Genomic DNA, 17,849 nt, shown 5'->3' on the forward strand with positions numbered 1-17,849 from the left:
GCGTGCGTGGGCAGGTCAGAACGCCGTCCCTGCCGGTATGGGACCGGACGGCCCGTGCCCCTCAGGGGACACAGACGCCCTTCAGGGACACACGCGCCCTTCAGGGACGCACGGTGCCCGAGGGCGGCGGCGCGCAGCCTGCGGGCGCGGGATGGCCGTCAAAGACCTCGCGGCCGCAGGCGTTGATCTGCTGCCAGACATAGCCGTGACCGTCCTCGGTCACCACCAGCACGCGGTCGACACCGTAATGCACGTCGGGCACCGACAGAAAGGCCTGCGCCCGGCCCGCCCGCAGCGCCGCGTCGATCCGGCCGGCATCGTAGCAGTCGAACCAGCCCGGGCCGTTCAGCGGCTGGGCATCGGGATAGGGGGCATAGACCTGCGCCAGCTCCTGCGGGGTGATCTGGGTGGCAAAGCAGGCGCGGTAGCGGATCGGCGAACTGTCGGCATCAATCGCCTGAAAGCCGCTGTGGGCCAGCGCCCGCGGCGCCCCGCCCCCGGCCGGTGTCAGCACCACGTCGCCTGCGCCCTGCGCCGCGACCACGTGGTAGAAGGCATAGACCTGGAAATAGTAGACGGCGGCGCCGGTCAGCAGCGCCGCCCCCAGGATCACCAGCGCCAGGACCTTGCCCATCACCGGTGCGCCCGCCTTATTCGGCCGCCTGCGGCTGCCAGCCGCCGGCCTCGGTCTGCACGAAGGCATCGGCGCATTGCTTGGCCAGCGCCCGCACCCGCCCGATATAGGCCTGCCGTTCCGTGACCGAGATCACGCCGCGCGCATCCAGCAGGTTGAAGATATGGCTGGCCTTGATGCACTGGTCATAGGCGGGATGCGCCATGATGATGCGGCGGCCGGTCTTGGGGTCGTCATGCGGCTGCGACAGGATCGCCTCGCATTCGGCCTCGGCCTCCTCGAAATGCTTCAGCAGCACCTCGGTATTGGCGGTGTCGAAGTTGAAGCGGGAATATTCCTGCTCGGTCTGGCGGAAGACATCGCCGTATTTCAGCGCGATGGCGGCCGAGGGATCGTTGAAGGGCATGTCCATCACATGGTCGATGCCCAGCACGTACATCGCCAGGCGCTCCAGGCCATAGGTCAGCTCGCCCGAGACCGGCTTGCAGTCATGGCCGCCGACCTGCTGGAAATAGGTGAACTGCGACACTTCCATGCCGTCACACCACACTTCCCAGCCCAGGCCCCAGGCGCCCAGCGTCGGGCTTTCCCAGTCGTCCTCGACAAAACGGATGTCGTGCAGCTCCATGTCGATGCCGATCGCCCGCAGCGATCCCAGGTACAGGTCCTGCAGGTTCGCGGGGCTGGGTTTGATCAGCACCTGGTACTGGTAATAGTGCTGCAGGCGGTTGGGGTTCTCGCCATAGCGGCCATCGGTCGGCCGGCGCGAGGGCTGCACATAGGCCGCCGCCCAGGCGTTCGAGCCCAGCGAGCGCAGCGTCGTGGCGGGGTGGAAGGTGCCTGCGCCCACTTCCATGTCGTAGGGTTGCATGATCGCGCAGCCCTGGGCGGCCCAGTAGGATTGCAGCCGCAGGATGATCTCCTGGAAGCTCTTCGGCTTGTCGATGCTCTGCCCGGTCATGTGGCGTCCCTCTTGGCGAAACGGCTTTCAGGCCCCTGATATGGGCGCCCAAGGGGCGGGTCAATGCGCGCCATGCGCATAAATGGGATGAAAACGGGCCGGTTCTTGCTACAACTTCGAAAGACGGTCCCGCGGAGCGCCCCCCCCGGGCTCTCCCAGAAGAGGACCAGCCGAGGAACCGCAGCAGGAGACCCCCATGACCCGCATTCTTCTGGCGCTGGCCGTGATGCTGGCGCTGGCCCCCCGCCTGGCCCAGGCCCAGAGCGGCATCTACGTGCAGATCGATGCCAAGCCCACCCAGGCCGAGGCCCTGGCCGCCATCCAGCGCTACGAAGGCTACCTGCAGGACATCAACGGCTTCACCCTGGCCAGCGGGCTATTCGCGGTGGCGCTTGGCCCCTACACGCGCGACGATGCGGGTCGCGTGCTGCGGGTGCTGCGCGGCGAGGGGCGCATTCCCGGCGACAGCTACCTGGCGGCACCCTCCTGGTACCAGGGCCAGTTCTGGCCCCCCGCCGAGACCCCCGCGCCCCCTGCCCCTGCGCCAGCCCCGCCTGCCCCCGCAGCCCCGCTGACGACCACCCTGCCCGATGAAACCCCGGCCGAGGCCCGCGCCTCTGAATCCGGCCTCGACCGGGCGGCGCGCGACCGGCTGCAACAGGCCCTGCAGGCCGCAGGTTTCTACGACGGTGCCATCGACGGCGCCTTCGGCCGCGGCACCCGCAACGCCATGGCCAGCTGGCAGGCCGCCCGGGGCGAACAGGTCACCGGTGTGCTGACCAGCGCCCAGCGCGCCGCTCTGCTGCGCGACTACGACGCGCCGCTGCAGGATCTGGACCTGCAACAGACGGATGACACACGGGCCGGGATCTCGATCCTGATGCCGCGGGACCTGCTGTCTTTCGACCGGGTGCAAAGCCCGTTTTCGGTGTACAAGGCCGCCTCCGGCGATGCCCCACGGCTGCTGCTGATCTCGGAACACGGGGATCGCGGCACGCTCTCGGCCCTTTACGAGATCCTGCAGACGATGGACTTCGTGCCGAAGGACGGCCCGCGCAGCCGCCGCGCCACCGGCTTTACCATCACGGGGCGCAATTCCAGCATCGTCTCCTATACCGAGGCCAGCCTGCAGGACGGCCAGATCAAGGGCTTCACCCTGGTCTGGCCCGCCGGGGACGACGCCCGCCGCACCCGCCTGGTCGCGGCGATGCGCGCCAGCTTCCGCCGGCTGCCGGGTGTGTTGCCCGCCGCCGCTGCCGCCCCCGACGACGGCAAGCCGGTGGACCTGGTCTCGGGACTGCAACTGGACCGCCCCAGCCTGTCGCGCAGCGGGATCTTCATCGACGACAAGGGCATGGTGCTGACCGTGGCCGAGGCCGTCTCGGCCTGCGGCCGTATCACCCTGGGCCCCGATACCCCGGCCCAGGTGGTCGCGACGAACCCGGCCACTGGCCTTGCACTGCTGCGTCCCTCAAAGGCCATCGCCCCACGCGGCCACGCCATCTTCGCCACCGGAGAAACCCCTCTCGGCGTGCAGGTGGCGGTGGCCGGCTATTCCTACGAAGGCCGCCTCGGCGCCCCCTCGATGAGCTTCGGCAAGGTCACGGCCCTCACCGGCCTCGACGGTGCCCCGGGCACCGATCGCCTGTCGGTCCATGTCCGCCCGGGCGACGCGGGCGGTGCGGTGTTCGACATGGCGGGCCGCGTGCTGGGCCTTGTCCAGCCGGCCCCGACCGCCAATCGCCAGCTTCCTGCGGGCGTTGCCCTTTCAACCGATGCAGACCAGATCACCGCCTTCCTGCGTCAGTCCGGCATCGCCCCCGCCACCGCGGCCCCCGGCCAGCCGATGGTGCCCGAACGACTGACCCGCCAGGCGCGTGACATGTCGACCCTCGTCAGCTGCTGGAACTGACCCCAACCAGCCCAAGATGGTTCCCTGTCATCTGGCCCTAAATACTCCGGGGGAGTCTCCGCAGGAGACGGGGGCAGAGCCCCCTCTTCCGGTGCTTGAGACGAGCCGCGCCAAGAGGGGGGCGCTGCCCCCCGCCAGGGCTGCGCCCTGTCTCCCCCTGGAGTATTTGAGGCCAGATGACAGGGAACGACGCCCTTACCAGGCGTTGAACTGCAGGTATTTGCCGGACATGCGCACCTCGACACGGTCGCCTTTAGGGTTCGGGATGCGCTCTACCGTCATGTCGAAGTCGATGGCGGACATGATACCGTCGCCGAATTTCTCGTGGATCAGCGCCTTCAGGGTCGGGCCGTAGACGCCGACGATCTCGTAGAAGCGGTAGATGCAGGGATCGGTGGGCACGGCCTGGGACCAGATCTTGGTGGGGCTTTCGCTCAGCAGGTCTGCGGCTTCGGGTGGCAGATCGAGCAGTTTCGCCAGGGCTTCGGCCTTCGGCTGCGGCATCGCGTTCATGCCCATGGCGCAGGAATGCGTCCAGACCGGCGACATGCCGATCGCCCGGGCCAGGCCTTCCCAGCTGTGGCCGCCCGCCTTCTTTGCCTTCAGGATCAGCGCGGTGACATCCTCGCGCGTCATCTCTCCGGCGGTGGGTACGTCCTTCATCTTCATCGTCCTCCTGTCATGAAAGGGAAAGCCGCGCGAGCAGCACGATCACCGCCAGCGCCAGCAGCGCCGAGACGCCCTGCCAGAAGCGCACCGGGTTGCGTTCCGCCAGCGGCAGGCGGTGGGCGGCGCGCCAGCCGGGGCCAGGGGCCCGCAGGCCCGCGTCAAATTCCGAGAGCGACGCAAAGCGCCGGCCCGGGTCCGGATGGGTCGCCCGGCGCAGCGCATCGTCGAGCCAGGCGGGCACGTCGTTGCCCTCGGCCCGGGCCGGGCGGTAGACCAGCCGCGCCGCATCCCGGCGCGAGCGCACCCGCGCCACCCTGGCACCATAGGGCAGACGGCCCGTCAGCATCTCGTAGGTCAGCACGCCCAGGGAAAAGAGGTCGGCCTGCCAGCCAGGCGCATCGCCGGTGAAATATTCGGGGGCGGTGTATTGCAGCGTGCCCAGGACCGGGGCCACGGCGGCCTCTTCCGTCAGGCCCGCCACCGCGACCGAGCCCAGGTCGATGATCGTCACCATGCCGGCGGCGTCGATCAGGATGTTTTCCGGGCGCAGGTCCTGGTGCAGCATCTGGCGGCGGTGGAAGGCGCGCAGGCCGCGCACCAGCTGCCCCGCGATGTCGCGCACCTGGGCCAGCGTCGGGCGGGGATGGTCCGTCATCCACTGGCGCAGCGTCTGCCCCTCGATATAGCGCGTCGCGACATAGAGCGCGCTGCGCGTCTCGGGCGGAGGGGCCGCCGCCAGCACATGGGCCGAGGTGATGCGCCGGGCGATCCATTCCTCCAGCAGGAACTGCCGCAGGCAAAGCGGGTCGTCGCGCATCTCTGCGCCGGGGATCTTCAGCGCCACCCGCGTGCCGTCCGGCGCCTCGGCCAGAAAGACCTGCGAACGGTGGCTTTGCTGGATCGGGCGCAGGATGCGGAAGCCGTCGAGCACCTGACCGGGGCCCAGGCCCTGGGGCACCGGCAGCGGGCGCAGGTCATCAAGGACCGGCAGGCTGCCTTCGGGCGGCAGGGCATCGATGCGCAGGATCTGCAGCGTCAGGTTGTCGGCGCTGCCGCGCGCCAGCACCTGCGCCACGATGGCGCGCGCCGCCGCATCCAGATCGGGTTCCAGCCGCAGCGCCGCTGCCACCATCGGGCCGTCCCAGTGGCCATGCACCCCGTCGCTCGACATGAGGAACACATCGCCCACCGCAAGCGGCACGGTGCTGTGGCCCAAAGCCAGATCGGCGCGCAGCCCCATCGCCTGATCCAGAACCACGGTGCCGCCGGGCAGGCAGCGCAGGTGGTCCTCGGTCAGCACCTCCAGGCTTTCACCCGACAGCCGGCTGATCCGGCAGTCGCCCGCATGGAACAGATGCCCCCGGCGCCCCTTCAGCACCAGCGCGGCCATCGCCGCGACATGGCCGTGATCCATGTCCTCGCCCGGGGTGTTGCCCTGGGCGAACAACCAGGCGTTGGTCGCCCGCAGCACGCAGCCCACCGAGGTTTCCACCGTCCAGCCATCCGGCGTGCAGGGATAGTCGTCGATCAGCGCGCGCACCGCGGTTTCCGCCGCCGCCGCCCCGTGGGCCGAGCTGGAGATGCCGTCGGCCACCGCCACGACGATGCCCTTGAGGCCAAGCTGCGGGCCCTCGGGCAGGAGCGCCGCCATGAAATCCTGGTTCTCGGCCTTGCGGCCCGGATCCGAACATTGCCCGAGGCTGATCCCCAGGCGGGGCGGTGCGGCAGAGGTGGCGTCCCGTGGCATGGCAGTCCCGTCGGCAGCAGGCAAAAGCGGCCCCGCGCGGTCGCGGGGCCAGTCGGGGGAGTTTCAGATCACTCGGCCGCCATCGGCGAAGAGGACTTGTCGGCGGGCTTGCGGGTTTCGCCGCCCTTGTAGTGGGTGGCGTAGATCATGCCGCCCACGAAGGTCAGGCCGCCCACCAGGTTGCCCAGCACCACGGGGATCTCGTTGTAGATGAAGTAGTCGGCCCAGGTGAAGTTGCCGCCCAGGATGATGCCCGAGGGGAACAGGAACATGTTCACGATGGAATGTTCGAAGCCCAGGTAGAAGAAGACCAGGATCGGCATCCACATCGCCATGATCTTGCCCGAGACCGAGTTCGACATCATCGCTGCGACGACACCGGTCGAGACCATCCAGTTGCACATCACGGCGCGGATGAAGACGGTCAGCAGGCCGGCACCGCCGGCGGCGGCATAGCCCAGGGTGCGGGCCTCGCCGATCTTGCCGATCTTCTGGCCGATGGCATTCGGTTCCTGGCTGAAGCCCATGGTGAAGATGATCGCCATGAAGATCGCCACCGTCATGGCGCCGGCGAAGTTGCCGACAAAGACCAGGCCCCAGTTGCGCAGCACGCCGCCCCAGGTGCAGCCCGGGCGCTTGGCGATCACCGCCAGCGGCGCCAGGGTGAAGACGCCGGTCAGCAGATCGAAGCCCAGCAGGTAGAGCATGCAAAAGCCCACCGGGAACAGCAGCGCGCCGACCAGAGGTTGCCCGGTGTTGACGGTGATCGAGATCGCGAAGGCTGCAGCCAGCGCCAGGATCGCGCCTGCCATGTAGGCGCGGATCAGCGTGTCGCGGGTGGACATGAAGATCTTGGCCTCGCCGGCCTCGACCATCTTGGAGGCAAACTCCTTCGGAGTGACATATGCCATTCTTGGATACCCTTTCCTGATGCGGGTCCTGCCCCCGGGGGGCAGTGAGGATGCAGTTGCTGAACGCCCTGCCCTGCGGATGCGGGACAGCGACATGCGCCCTGACGGACAGTGCGCGGGGTGGCCCTGAGGGCCGGGGGTATTGCGGAGAACTTGGATCGCAGGATCCCGTCATCCGGCCTGCGCCTTCGGACGAGAGGGCGCGGTTTCCTGTCGGGATCACGGAAAGGTCGGCACCGCTTTCCCACGACCGATCCAAGGGACCGGGCGAAGCTGCAGCGCCATTGCTGCCGCCCCTGTCGGGGCACTTGACGGAAAGCCGCGCCATTGCGGCAGTGTGGGCATCACCGTTTCGACGCGATGCCCTTGCCATAATGCAATAGGCGGGGATGCCGTTTTCGGCAAAGGTTTTCACCATCCCACGCCCCGAAATGGCCGAATTGGCCACCGCTTGCGCAATTATTGTTCAATTCGCCCCGGGCCTGCCTTAGAAATGGCTGCCTCCCGCACGGAAGGCCGCCTTACCCCTCGCGGGCGGCGCGGGCGGATTCGCCCGCCATGGTCAGCAACTTCAGGGTTTCCGGCCGGGACGAGACCGCCTCGGCGACGCTGCAGGTATCCAGGGCGGTGTAGAAGGCGCGCTTGGCCTCGGCCAGCACGCGGACCATGCCGCAGCCGCCCTGCAGGATGCAGCTGGAGCAATCGACCATCTGGCCATCGCCCTCCATGTAGCGCACCACGGCGCCCAGGCGGACCTCTTCGGCGGGGCGCGCCAGGCTGACACCGCCGCGGCGGCCACGGGTACTGGCCAGAAAGCCGCCATCGACCAGCTGGTTGACGACCTTCATCAGGTTGCTCTGGGACAGGTCATGCGCCCGGACGATCTCGGAGATCGGGACCTGACGCCCCTGGTGCGCGGCAAGGTAGAGGCAGACGCGCAGCGCGTAATCCGAGAATTTAGACAATTTCATAGTTTTAACCGGGATGGAAAATCTGTCGTTTCCAAAGAAGGTATTTGAGGCTGTCACGACAACTCAAGCCGTGAAAGCCTCTTTCCCGGAAATATCACGCATTTGCAAAGACCGCACTGTGCGGTTGCGGTATCAGCTTGTGCATTCAGGCCAGGGATACGGGAATGTGTACATCCCTGGGGGCAATCGTTTTCGAATAACGCAACAGGAGGATGGCCGGGCTCTTCACGCCCACGGCCGCCAGCGTCCCCGACAGGCCCTGCAGCGTCGTCGACAGGCAGGTTTCCGAATCACTCGAGGCCCGCGCCACCACATCCACCGGGCAGTCCCCCGGCACGCCCGAGGCCAGCAGGGTGGCCTCGATCTGGGGTGCCTTCTCGACCGCCATGTAGAAGGCCATGGCGGTGCCGGGCCGCGCCAGCGGCTGCCAGTCGGGGGCGGCATCACCGGGGCGGCACATGCCGGTGGTGATGACAAAGCTGTCGGTCTGGCCACGTTCGGTCAGGGGCCGGGTCAGCGCGGCGGCGGCGGCCGAGGCGGCGGTGATGCCCGGCACGATCTCGACATCGACACCGGCGGAGCGGGCGGCGGCGATTTCCTCGGCGGCGCGGCCGAAGATCGAGGGATCGCCGGATTTCAGCCGCACCACGCGGCGACCCCGGGCGGCCTCGGCGACGATCAGCGCGTCGATGCGCTCCTGCGGCCAGGCGCAGGCGCCGACCTCCTTGCCGACATAGACGCGGTCGGCGTCACGGCGGGCCAGTTCCAGCACCTGCGGATCGACCAGTCGGTCGTAGAAGATCACGTCGGCTTCCTGCAGGCGCTGCACGGCGCGCAGGGTCAGCAGATCGCGCGCGCCCGGGCCCGCCCCCACCAGCGAAATCCGCCCCGTGGCGGCCGGTGCGCGGCCCTCGGCGATGGCCTCTTTCAGCAGATCGGCGGCGGCATGTTCATCGCCCCGGCGGTGTTTCGCGAAGGCTTCGCCCGCATAGACCCATTCCCAGAAGGCGCGGCGCTGCTTCGGCGCGATCTTTTCCGCCACCGCATCGCGCAGCCGCCCCGCCAGCGCCACGAAGCTGCCCAGCCGGGGATGCAGCATCGTCTCGATCTCGGTCTTCAGGACACGGCCCAGCACCGGGGCGTTGCCCTCGGTGCCAATGGCCACCACCACCGGGTCGCGGTCGACGATCGAGGGCGTGAAGGCATCGCAATGCTCGGGGCGGTCGACGATGTTGACCACGGCGCCCTTGGCGCGGGCCATGGCGGCCAGGGCCAGTTCCTCGGTCTCGTCGCCGGTGGCGATGAAGGTCAGGATGCAGTTGTCGAACAGATCGGGCGTGGCGGCCTGCACCTGGCGCGCGCGGCCCGAATGCACCAGCCCCTCAAGCTCGGGGTCGAGGGCGGTGGCGCACAGCACGATCTCGGCCTCGGTCTTCAGGATCAGGCGGGTCTTGCGCGCGGCCTCGGCCCCGCCACCGCAGATGACGACACGGCGACCAGCCATCGAAAGAAACATCGGGAAGGTTTTCATCGGGGATCTCCGGCAGAGGAGGAAAACGAAAAAAGGCCGCTGACCTTCGCGTAACAGCGAAGAGCCGAGCCGCCTTGCTCTGGGTCATCCCAATCGTCGGGAGGGGGTGTCCGGGCGCCGTTGCCAGGGACATTGCATCAGTATGACGGAATCAGGCCCCCCCACGCAAGGATTTTCACAAGGCCCCCTCAGCCGCGCCAGAACCGCAGGGTCAGCATCGCGTAGACCACCATCAGTTCCAGCCGGCCGACCAGCATGCCCACCGACAGGATCCATTTCGCCGCATCGTTGAGCGGCCCGAAATTGCCCGCCGGGCCGATGATGGGCCCCAGCCCCGGGCCGATGTTGGCCAGCGCCGTCGCCGCCCCCGAGATCGCGGTGATGAAATCCAGCCGCGTCAGCGCCAGCGCCACCGCAAAGACCCCGACCGAGACGACGAAGAACACGAAGAACGAGATGACCGAGCCCAGCACCTCGTCGCTCAGCGGGCGGCCGTCGTAGCGGGGCACGATGACGGCATGAGGGGCGTGGATGTGGCGGATGCGGGCACGGATGCAGGCGAACAGGATCTGGTAGCGGAAGATCTTGACCGAACAGGTGGTCGATCCCGCGCAGCCGCCGATCAGCCCGACGAAGAAGAACAGCATGATCAGGAACGGCCCCCACTTCATGTAGTCGACCGAGGCATAGCCCGTCCCCGAGATCACCGAGGTGATGTTGAACAGGCTTTCGCGCAGCGCCCGTTCCCAGTGATGCGGGAACTGCACCATCAGCGCCACCGCCGACACCAGTGTCAGTACCCCGATGGTCCACAGGAAGCCACGCACCTGCGGGTCGATAACCAGCGCCCGGCGGTTGCCGTTCAGCAGCTGTACGTAGCGCACGAAGGGCAATGCCGACAGGATCATATAGGCCGAGGCCGCGTATTCCATCTTGCCCGAGAACACCGCGAAACTGGCGTCATGGGTGGAAAAGCCGCCGGTGCTGATCGTCGTCAGCGCATGGACGCAGGCGTCGAAGGCGCCCATGCCCAGCATCATGTAAGTGATCATGCAGGCCACCGTCAGCCCGACATAGATGACCGAGATCTGCCCCGCGATGGCGGTCGCCCGGGGCAGGATCTTGCCCATCGTCTCGAACGCCTCGGAGCGGAACACCTGCATCCCGCCCACCCGCAGTTCCGGCAGAAAGACCATGGCCACGACGATGATCCCGATGCCGCCCAGCCATTGCAGGATGCCGCGCCACAGCAGAAGGCCCCGCGGCAGCGCATCAAGGCCGGTGAACACCGTCGATCCGGTGGTGGTCATGCCCGACATGGCTTCGAAATAGGCATCGGTAAAGCTGGCGTGGGTGGCGCCGATCATGAAGGGGATCGCCCCGAAGAGCGGCAGCATGATCCACACGCCCGAGGCCAGCAGGAAGGTCTGCTGCAGGGTCAGCCCGTCGCGGTTGCCGCTTTGGCAGGCCAGGGCCGTCAGCGCGCCGGTGAAGACCGTGATCAGCGCCGACAGGGCAAAGACCGCCCCCTGCCCGCGCCCGTCCACCAGGTCCACGACCATCGGCAGCACCATCGCAGCCCCCAGCACCGCCACCAGCAACCCGATGACATAGCCCACCGGGCGGATGTCGATCAGGTCACCGCGGCGGGCTGGGCCGCGCAGTCGCAGGGTGTCAGGCGGCAAGGGCCAGGCCGCCGATCTCTTCGATCAGGGCGATGACCTGCGACAGCCCCTCGCCGGTCTTGAGGTTGGTGAAGACGAAGGGGCGGCTGCCGCGCTGGATCTTCGCGTCCCGCTCCATCACCGACAGGTCCGAGCCCACATAGGGCGCCAGGTCGATCTTGTTGATCACCAGGATGTCGGATTTCGTGATGGCGGGGCCGCCCTTGCGGGGGATTTCCTCGCCCGCGGCGGTGTCGATGACATAGATCGTCATGTCGACCAGTTCCGGGCTGAAGGTGGCCGACAGGTTGTCGCCGCCCGATTCCACCAGCACCAGATCAAGATCCGGGAAGGCCCGCACCAGATCGTCGATGGCGGCAAGGTTGATCGAGGCATCCTCGCGGATGGCGGTATGCGGGCAGCCGCCGGTTTCGACGCCGCGGATGCGCTCCGAGGGCAGGACCTGCATGCGCACCAGCGCCTCGGCATCTTCCTGGGTGTAGATGTCGTTGGTGACGACAGCCATCGACAGCCGGTCGCGCAGCGCCCGGCAGAGGCTGGCGGTCAGCGTGGTCTTGCCGGCACCGACCGGGCCACCAAGGCCCAGGCGCAGCGGCCCGTGCGGGGATTTGGACATGGGGGGCCTCCTTTTCAGGACCGGAACAGCCGGGTCGTCAGGGTTTCCTGCCGCATGGCGGCGATGTCGGACCATAGCGCAGCCGATCCGAGCGCGTCGAGATCCCCGGGCGCGGCCTCGACGGCAAGTGCGGCGCAGAGGGGCTCCAGCGCGACCTGCAGACGCTGGCCGTCGGTCTGGCCCAGCGGCACCAGCCGCACCGCGGCCGAGGTCAGCGCCGCCACGAAGGCCTGCAGGTAGAGCGTCAGCACCAGCGGCAGCGGCAGGCCCAGCAGGCGCGCGGCCCGGCCGAAGACCACCGGATAGGCCATGGCGGGCAGGTCGATGTCGTGGATCGCGGCGGTGGTCCGGGCAAAGGCCGCGCCCTGGGCGCAGGTTTCCAGCCGCCGGGTGGCCGAGGGCGCCATGGCCTCGGCCAGTTCGGCGATGGCGGGCAGCGCGGCCGTGTCGGCGCGAAAGGCCGCCGCCAGCAGGATCGCATCGTTGCGGCCCGCGCCCTGCTCCAGCACGTCACGGATCCAGGCGGTGGCGCCAGTGGCATCGCGGATCAGCCCTTCGGCCACGGCGGCCTCGATCCCGTGGGAATAGGCAAAGGCACCAACAGGATAGGACGGTGACAGCCAGCGATGCAGCGTCAGCGCGGGATCAGTGATCATGGGAATGGCCGTGCCCGTGCCCATGGTCGTGACCGTGATCGTGATCGTGCCCGTGGTCATGATCATGCGAATGCGCGTGGTCATGGGCGTGCAATGCTGCGCCGTCATGCAGGGTGCGGCCATGTTCATGGGCCTGGGTGCGGCCATGGCCATAGGCGCCGCCTTCGGGCAGGAAGGGCGCGGTCACGCGGTGCAGATGCGCGCCAAGATGCACCAGCATCTCTCCGATCACGCGGTCTTCGCGGATCAGCAGATGGTCATGGGCGATCTGGCAGGGGGTATGGCGGTTGCCGACATGCCAGGCGAGCCGCGCAAGATCGGGCCCCGTGACATGATAGAGCGGCTCGGCAGCGGCGAGGATGCCTATCAGGCGGCCATCCTCAAGCTGCAGGGCATCCCCCTCGTCGAGGGAGATCGTCTGGGCCAGGTCGACGAGGATCTTGTCGCCTCCGTCGGTGGTCAGGCCCTTGCGGCGCAGAAAGCGCTGTTCGTAATCAAGCGTGACGTGATCGGCAGGCGTGCCGGTCAGCGTTCCGGCCCGGAGGGCGGTCAGAGCGCGGATCATGCCGCACCCCCTGCCCCGTGGGCGATCAGACGTAGAACAGGTCGCGGAAGACGTAGGCCGGGATCTCTTCGCGGGCGATGCCCATCTTGGCCAGCTCGGCGTCGGATTTGGCCTGCAGTGCGGCGATCTGCTCGGAGCGCGAACGGCGTTCCATGTAGGCGGCCAGACCGGCACCCATGGCCGAGAAGAAGGCGCCCAGGGTGGACGGGCGGGATGCGGTAACGTTGCTGGACAGGCTTGCCATCTTGGACCTCATGTATCGAAGCGGTGGGGATCTCCCCGTTGCTCTGAAGATAGGTCAGTGCTTCAGCCGTTACCATTTTCAATCCTTCATTACCGTCATGCGTGCGCTGCAACGCAGAAAGGGGCTGCTGGAACCCTGCCGCAAGGCTGACGTGACCCTGATGCATGGCTTGTCCCGAGAGCCGCCAAAAAGCCGTCAAACCGTGGATAAACTGGCTGAATTTGACGGCACACCGCGAACCGGGATGATACGGACCCTGAATGATGCACCTGCAGCATGGCTGGTCTGCACCCGGGGGCCGGCAGGTGAATCGGGGCCCTGCAGCGGATGCAGGGCCCCGGGATCGCGGCATCAGAACAGGAAGTAGCGCTGTGCCATGGGCAGGACCTCGGCGGGTTCGCAGGTCAGCAGCTCTCCGTCGGCGCGGACCTCGTAGGTCTCGGGGTTGACCTCGATCTTCGGCAGGGCCGAGTTCAGGATCAGGTCCTTCTTGCCGATGTTGCGGGTGTTCAGCACCGCCACGGTTTCCTTGGCCAGGCCAAGGGTGTCGCGGATGCCTTCCGCCTGCGCTGCCGCCGACACGAAGGTGATCGCGGTGCGTTCGACCGAACGGCCATAGGCCCCGAACATCGGCCGCGAATAGACCGGCTGCGGCGTCGGGATGGATGCGTTCGGATCGCCCATCTGCGCGCAGACGATGGTGCCGGCCATCAGCACCATTTCCGGCTTCACGCCGAAGAAGGCGGGGTTCCACAGCACCAGATCGGCGCGCTTGCCGACCTCGATGCTGCCGATCTGGTGCGACAGGCCATGGGCGATGGCGGGGTTGATCGTGTATTTCGCGATGTAGCGGCGGACGCGGAAGTTGTCGTTGGCGCCGGTTTCCTCGGGCAAACGGCCCCGCTGCTTCTTCATCTTGTCGGCGGTCTGCCAGGTGCGGATCAGCACCTCGCCCACGCGCCCCATGGCCTGGCTGTCGGACGCGATGATGCTGAAGGCGCCCATGTCGTGCAGGATGTCCTCGGCCGCGATGGTTTCGCGCCGGATGCGGCTTTCGGCAAAGGCCACGTCCTCGGGGATCGACTTATCCAGGTGGTGGCACACCATCAGCATGTCGAGATGTTCGTCGATCGTGTTGCGGGTAAAGGGCCGCGTCGGGTTGGTCGAGGACGGCAGGACGAATTCCTCGCCGCAGATCTTGATGATGTCGGGGGCATGGCCGCCGCCTGCCCCTTCGGTGTGGAAGGCGTGGATGGTGCGGCCCTTCATCGCCTTCACGGTGTTCTCGACGAAGCCGGATTCGTTCAGCGTATCGGTGTGGATCATCACCTGCACGTCGTAGTCATCGGCGACCGACAGGCAGTTGTCGATGGTGGCGGGGGTGGTGCCCCAGTCCTCGTGCAGTTTCAGGCAGCAGGCCCCGGCGCGGATCTGTTCCTCGAGCGCGGCGGGAAGGCTGGCATTACCCTTGCCCGCGAAGGCCAGGTTCATCGGGAAGGCATCGGCGGCCTGCAGCATCCGCGCCATGTGCCAGGGGCCCGGCGTGACGGTGGTGGCCAGCGTGCCATGCGCCGGGCCGGTGCCGCCGCCGATCATGCAGGTGACGCCGGAATGCAGCGCATCGTCGATCTGCTGCGGGCAGATAAAGTGGATATGGCTGTCGACACCGCCTGCGGTCAGGATGCGGCCTTCGCCCGCGATCGCCTCGGTGCCGGGGCCGACGATGATGTCGACGCCGGGCTGGGTGTCGGGGTTGCCGGCCTTGCCGATCTTGTAGATCCGCCCGTCGCGCAGGCCCACGTCGGCCTTGTAGATGCCGGAATGGTCGACGATCAGCGCGTTGGTGATCACGGTATCCACCGCGCCTTCGGCGCGCGTCGCCTGCGACTGGCCCATGCCGTCGCGGATCACCTTGCCGCCGCCGAACTTCACCTCTTCGCCATAGGTGGTCAGATCCCGCTCGACCTCGATGATCAGGTCGGTGTCGGCCAGGCGCAGGCGGTCCCCGGTGGTGGGGCCGAACATCGCGGCATAGTCCGCGCGGGAAATCTGGGTGGGCATCGGGGGCTCCTGCTGTCGTCCAGTTCACTGTCGAGGGCGCCGGGCCGCACCGGGGTCAGGCACCCCTTTGGCATCGGTCAGGCGGCAAACAGCCCGCGCCGGGGCGCGGGCCGGGATCACATTGCCCGCAAGGGCTGGGAGATCACTCTCCCTCCTTCTTGGCGGGCGCGGGGGTGGCGGGCTTCGGCGCCTCGGGGGCGGCCGCCTTCGGGGCCGCAGCCGGAGCGGCCGGTTTCGGCGCCTCGACCTTGGCGGCGGGGGCCGGAGCAGCAGCCGTGGCGGCCGGCTTCGGCGCCTCGGCCTTGGGGGCGGCAGCAGGCGCGGGCGCCGGGGTCACGGGCTTCGGCGGCTCGACTTTGGCGGCCGGTGCCGGAGCCGCGGCCTTGGGCGCCTCGGCCTTCACCGGAGCGGGCGCGGGCTTGGGCGCCTCGGCCTTGGGGGCCGGAGCGGGTGCCGCAGCCTTGGGCGTTTCGACCTTGGGCGTTTCGACCTTGGCGGCGGGGGCGGCGGCCTCGGGCTTGGCGGCGGGCTTGGGCGCGGCCTTGCGGGCGGTGGGCGTGGTGCGCGCCGCCGGACGGCCGGTCTTGGGCGAGGTCGGAGAGGCCTTGCGCGCCGCAGGCTTGCGCGCGGGGGTGGCGGTCTTGCCCTCGGGTTCGGCCTTGGCGGCGGGTTTCGCCGGGGTGGTCTTGGGGGTTGCCGCCTTGGTCACGGGCTTCGGCGCCACCTTGGGCGCGGGCGCGGCGGCCTTGGGGGCGGCGGCGGGGGCGGCAGCGGCCGCGGGCTTGGGCGCCGCGGCGGGGGCGGCAGCAGCCGCGGGTTTCGGCAGGATCGGTTCGGGCATCGCCTCGACCGCCTTGGCGACCGCGCTCATGCCGTAGCTGAGCGGCCCGAGCGGCGTCAGCGTCATTTCGAACGGGGCAGTCATCAGCGCATGGAAATAGCGCATCTGCCATTCCGCCAGCCGGGCAGAGCCCTGCATGAAGGTCTTCATGATATCGGCCTGGCGCATCATCACCTGGGTGGCATCCACGACGGCGTCTCCCTTCCGTTTCCTGTTGCGATTGACGTGGTCATCCCTGCCTTGCCCGATCCGGCCCTTCTGCGGGGCCGCGACCGGTCGGGATCAGTGACCCGCCCCGGTCAGAGCGGGCCCATGACGGCCTGGTTGAACCCGAAGATCCGCCGGTCCCCCAGAACGGGGATCAGCTGCACCTCGCGGCGCTGGCCGGGTTCGAACCGCACGGCGGTGCCCGCCGCGATATCCAGCCGCAGGCCGCGCGCCGCCGCCCGATCGAAATCGAGCGCGGCATTGGCCTCGGCGAAATGGTAATGGCTGCCCACCTGCACCGGACGGTCACCGGTATTGGCGACCATCAGCGTGATCGCCTGGGCGCCCGCGTTCAGCGTCAGCGTGCCTTCGGCGGGGAACAGCTCTCCCGGGATCATCGACGGCGATCCCAGGGCTGGCGCTTGGGACGCTCCACACGCACCGGGATCGGGGCGGGCTGCGGGGCCAGCCCCAGCAGAGAGAGGATCTTGTCGAGAATGGTCATTTCGATACCCCTTTGCGTCTTTCGTTACGCGAAGGCCCAGGGCCTCCAGGTTGATCCTAGCGGATCGGATTGTGAACGGTCACCAGTTTCGTTCCGTCAGGGAACGTCGCCTCGACCTGAACTTCGTGAATCATCGCCGGAACACCGTCCATGCATTGCGCGACGGTGATCACCCGGGCCCCGGCTTCCATCATCTCGGCCACCGTGCGGCCGTCGCGGGCGCCCTCGACCACCGCATCGGTGATCAGCGCGATGGCTTCCGGGTAGTTCAGCTTGACGCCGCGCGACAGGCGCTTGCGGGCGACCTCGGCGGCCATGGCAACCAGGAGCTTGTCTTTTTCTCTGGGGGTCAGCTGCATGTGTTCAAAGGGTCCAGGTCTTGGGAATGTCTTCACCCGAAAGCGCGGTGATGGCCGGCACCAGGCGCTTGCGCAGCGCATAGCCATCCTCGGCGACGATCCGGGCAAACAGAAGGTCGGTCGCGACCAGACTGGCACCACCTTGGGGTCCAAGCAAGCCGCGCAATTGCGAAAGTTGCGCCTCGGCGCCCGGTGCGGCGAAGAGAAGCGCCGCCATCGCCCGGTTCGGCCCCATGACGGCCGGGCGCGCCAGCTGCGCGGCGATGTCACCGGACAGGCGGAACTGGTCGGCAAAGACCAGCCGGCCGCCCCGGAGCACCCGCCAGCGGTCGTGCAGCAGGCCCGAACGCACCACCTCGCCCATCGCCAGACGCCCGGCGATCAGCGGCTCGACCGACAGGAAGCGCGCGTCTTCGGCCAGATCGACCTGGAAATGCCGTTCGACCCGGGCGCCATCGAACAGGATCGTCTCCTGCGGCAGCCAGTCGAGGCGCGCGCCCGCATCGACCGTCAGGGCGATGTCCATGCGGCCGGTTTCGGTGGGCTGGGCGCGATAGAGGCGTTCGGCCGCCTGGCTGGTCAGCATCAGCGCCGCATCGGCCTCGGCACGAGCCGAGATCAGGAAGCGGTCGCCACCGGTGACGCCGCCAGAGGTGTTCAGGAAGACGGAATTCAGGATGCCGCGGCGCGAGGCCGGGAACAACGCCTTGAGGGATCCCGACTGGTGCAGCCGGCCGATCCGGGCCCCGGGGCGGGCACTGACATGCAGCTCTC

At 68.2% G+C, this 17,849-nt stretch carries 18 protein-coding genes; 1 reads left to right on the top strand and 17 read right to left on the bottom strand.

Going from position 1 to position 17,849, the window contains the following annotated elements:
- Window positions 1-100: 100 nt before the first annotated feature.
- Window positions 101-634: a DUF6446 family protein gene (locus AC2ITM_RS12980; RefSeq protein ID WP_486469431.1), complete on the bottom strand. Its 534-nt coding sequence runs from the start codon at window positions 632-634 to the stop codon at window positions 101-103.
- A 16-nt stretch (window positions 635-650) separates the two neighbouring features.
- Window positions 651-1,595 carry a glycine--tRNA ligase subunit alpha gene (locus tag AC2ITM_RS12985; RefSeq protein ID WP_486467054.1) on the bottom strand — a complete coding sequence of 315 codons (945 nt, stop codon included), beginning with the start codon at window positions 1,593-1,595 and terminating at the stop codon, window positions 651-653.
- A 196-nt stretch (window positions 1,596-1,791) separates the two neighbouring features.
- On the opposite strand from AC2ITM_RS12985, the gene AC2ITM_RS12990 reads away from it, so the two are divergent.
- Window positions 1,792-3,507, top strand: coding sequence for a trypsin-like peptidase domain-containing protein (locus AC2ITM_RS12990; protein WP_486467055.1), 1,716 nt, complete (start codon window positions 1,792-1,794; stop codon window positions 3,505-3,507).
- A gap of 195 nt (window positions 3,508-3,702) precedes the next feature.
- Here AC2ITM_RS12990 and cynS read toward each other — a convergent pair whose 3' ends face one another.
- The 15 genes from cynS to AC2ITM_RS13065 all read right to left on the bottom strand — a co-directional run bounded on the left by cynS (window position 3,703) and on the right by AC2ITM_RS13065 (window position 17,778).
- Window positions 3,703-4,170, bottom strand: a complete 468-nt coding sequence (gene cynS / locus AC2ITM_RS12995; RefSeq protein WP_486467056.1) for a cyanase — start codon at window positions 4,168-4,170, stop codon at window positions 3,703-3,705.
- A 16-nt stretch (window positions 4,171-4,186) separates the two neighbouring features.
- Window positions 4,187-5,923 carry a bifunctional protein-serine/threonine kinase/phosphatase gene (locus AC2ITM_RS13000; RefSeq protein WP_486467057.1) on the bottom strand — a complete coding sequence of 579 codons (1,737 nt, stop codon included), beginning with the start codon at window positions 5,921-5,923 and terminating at the stop codon, window positions 4,187-4,189.
- Between the two features lie 68 nt (window positions 5,924-5,991).
- The gene (locus AC2ITM_RS13005; protein ID WP_486467058.1) at window positions 5,992-6,834 is read right to left on the bottom strand and encodes a formate/nitrite transporter family protein; all 843 of its coding nucleotides are present in this window, start codon (window positions 6,832-6,834) and stop codon (window positions 5,992-5,994) included.
- A 521-nt stretch (window positions 6,835-7,355) separates the two neighbouring features.
- On the bottom strand, window positions 7,356-7,805 hold the full coding sequence (locus tag AC2ITM_RS13010; protein WP_486467059.1) for an RrF2 family transcriptional regulator: 450 nt from the start codon (window positions 7,803-7,805) through the stop codon (window positions 7,356-7,358).
- Between the two features lie 145 nt (window positions 7,806-7,950).
- Window positions 7,951-9,336 (bottom strand): siroheme synthase CysG, encoded by a 1,386-nt coding sequence (gene cysG / locus AC2ITM_RS13015; protein ID WP_486467060.1) that lies wholly within the window; start codon window positions 9,334-9,336, stop codon window positions 7,951-7,953.
- Window positions 9,337-9,524: 188 nt separating this feature from the next.
- On the bottom strand, window positions 9,525-10,973 hold the full coding sequence (locus AC2ITM_RS13020; RefSeq protein WP_486469432.1) for a TrkH family potassium uptake protein: 1,449 nt from the start codon (window positions 10,971-10,973) through the stop codon (window positions 9,525-9,527).
- A gap of 37 nt (window positions 10,974-11,010) precedes the next feature.
- Complete coding sequence (gene ureG, locus AC2ITM_RS13025) at window positions 11,011-11,637, bottom strand: urease accessory protein UreG (RefSeq protein ID WP_486467061.1); 627 nt, start codon at window positions 11,635-11,637, stop codon at window positions 11,011-11,013.
- A gap of 14 nt (window positions 11,638-11,651) precedes the next feature.
- The gene (locus tag AC2ITM_RS13030; protein ID WP_486469433.1) at window positions 11,652-12,290 is read right to left on the bottom strand and encodes an urease accessory protein UreF; all 639 of its coding nucleotides are present in this window, start codon (window positions 12,288-12,290) and stop codon (window positions 11,652-11,654) included.
- Window positions 12,283-12,858: an urease accessory protein UreE gene (locus AC2ITM_RS13035; protein ID WP_486467062.1), complete on the bottom strand. Its 576-nt coding sequence runs from the start codon at window positions 12,856-12,858 to the stop codon at window positions 12,283-12,285. Before AC2ITM_RS13035 ends, AC2ITM_RS13030 begins: the two co-directional genes overlap by 8 nt.
- A gap of 25 nt (window positions 12,859-12,883) precedes the next feature.
- Entirely contained in the window at window positions 12,884-13,102 is a 219-nt protein-coding gene (locus AC2ITM_RS13040; protein ID WP_486467063.1) for a hypothetical protein, read from the bottom strand.
- Between the two features lie 351 nt (window positions 13,103-13,453).
- A complete protein-coding gene (gene ureC / locus AC2ITM_RS13045) occupies window positions 13,454-15,163 on the bottom strand; it encodes an urease subunit alpha (RefSeq protein ID WP_486467064.1) in 1,710 nt (569 codons plus the stop codon).
- 142 nt (window positions 15,164-15,305) lie between these two features.
- Window positions 15,306-16,193, bottom strand: a complete 888-nt coding sequence (locus AC2ITM_RS13050; RefSeq protein WP_486467065.1) for a hypothetical protein — start codon at window positions 16,191-16,193, stop codon at window positions 15,306-15,308.
- A gap of 110 nt (window positions 16,194-16,303) precedes the next feature.
- A complete protein-coding gene (locus AC2ITM_RS13055) occupies window positions 16,304-16,609 on the bottom strand; it encodes an urease subunit beta (RefSeq protein WP_486467066.1) in 306 nt (101 codons plus the stop codon).
- A gap of 163 nt (window positions 16,610-16,772) precedes the next feature.
- A complete protein-coding gene (locus AC2ITM_RS13060; protein WP_486467067.1) occupies window positions 16,773-17,075 on the bottom strand; it encodes an urease subunit gamma in 303 nt (100 codons plus the stop codon).
- 4 nt (window positions 17,076-17,079) lie between these two features.
- Window positions 17,080-17,778 (bottom strand): urease accessory protein UreD, encoded by a 699-nt coding sequence (locus AC2ITM_RS13065; RefSeq protein ID WP_486467068.1) that lies wholly within the window; start codon window positions 17,776-17,778, stop codon window positions 17,080-17,082.
- Window positions 17,779-17,849 lie beyond the last annotated feature (71 nt).

It is taken from the genome of Pseudooceanicola sp. NS-SX9 (genome assembly GCF_057380705.1).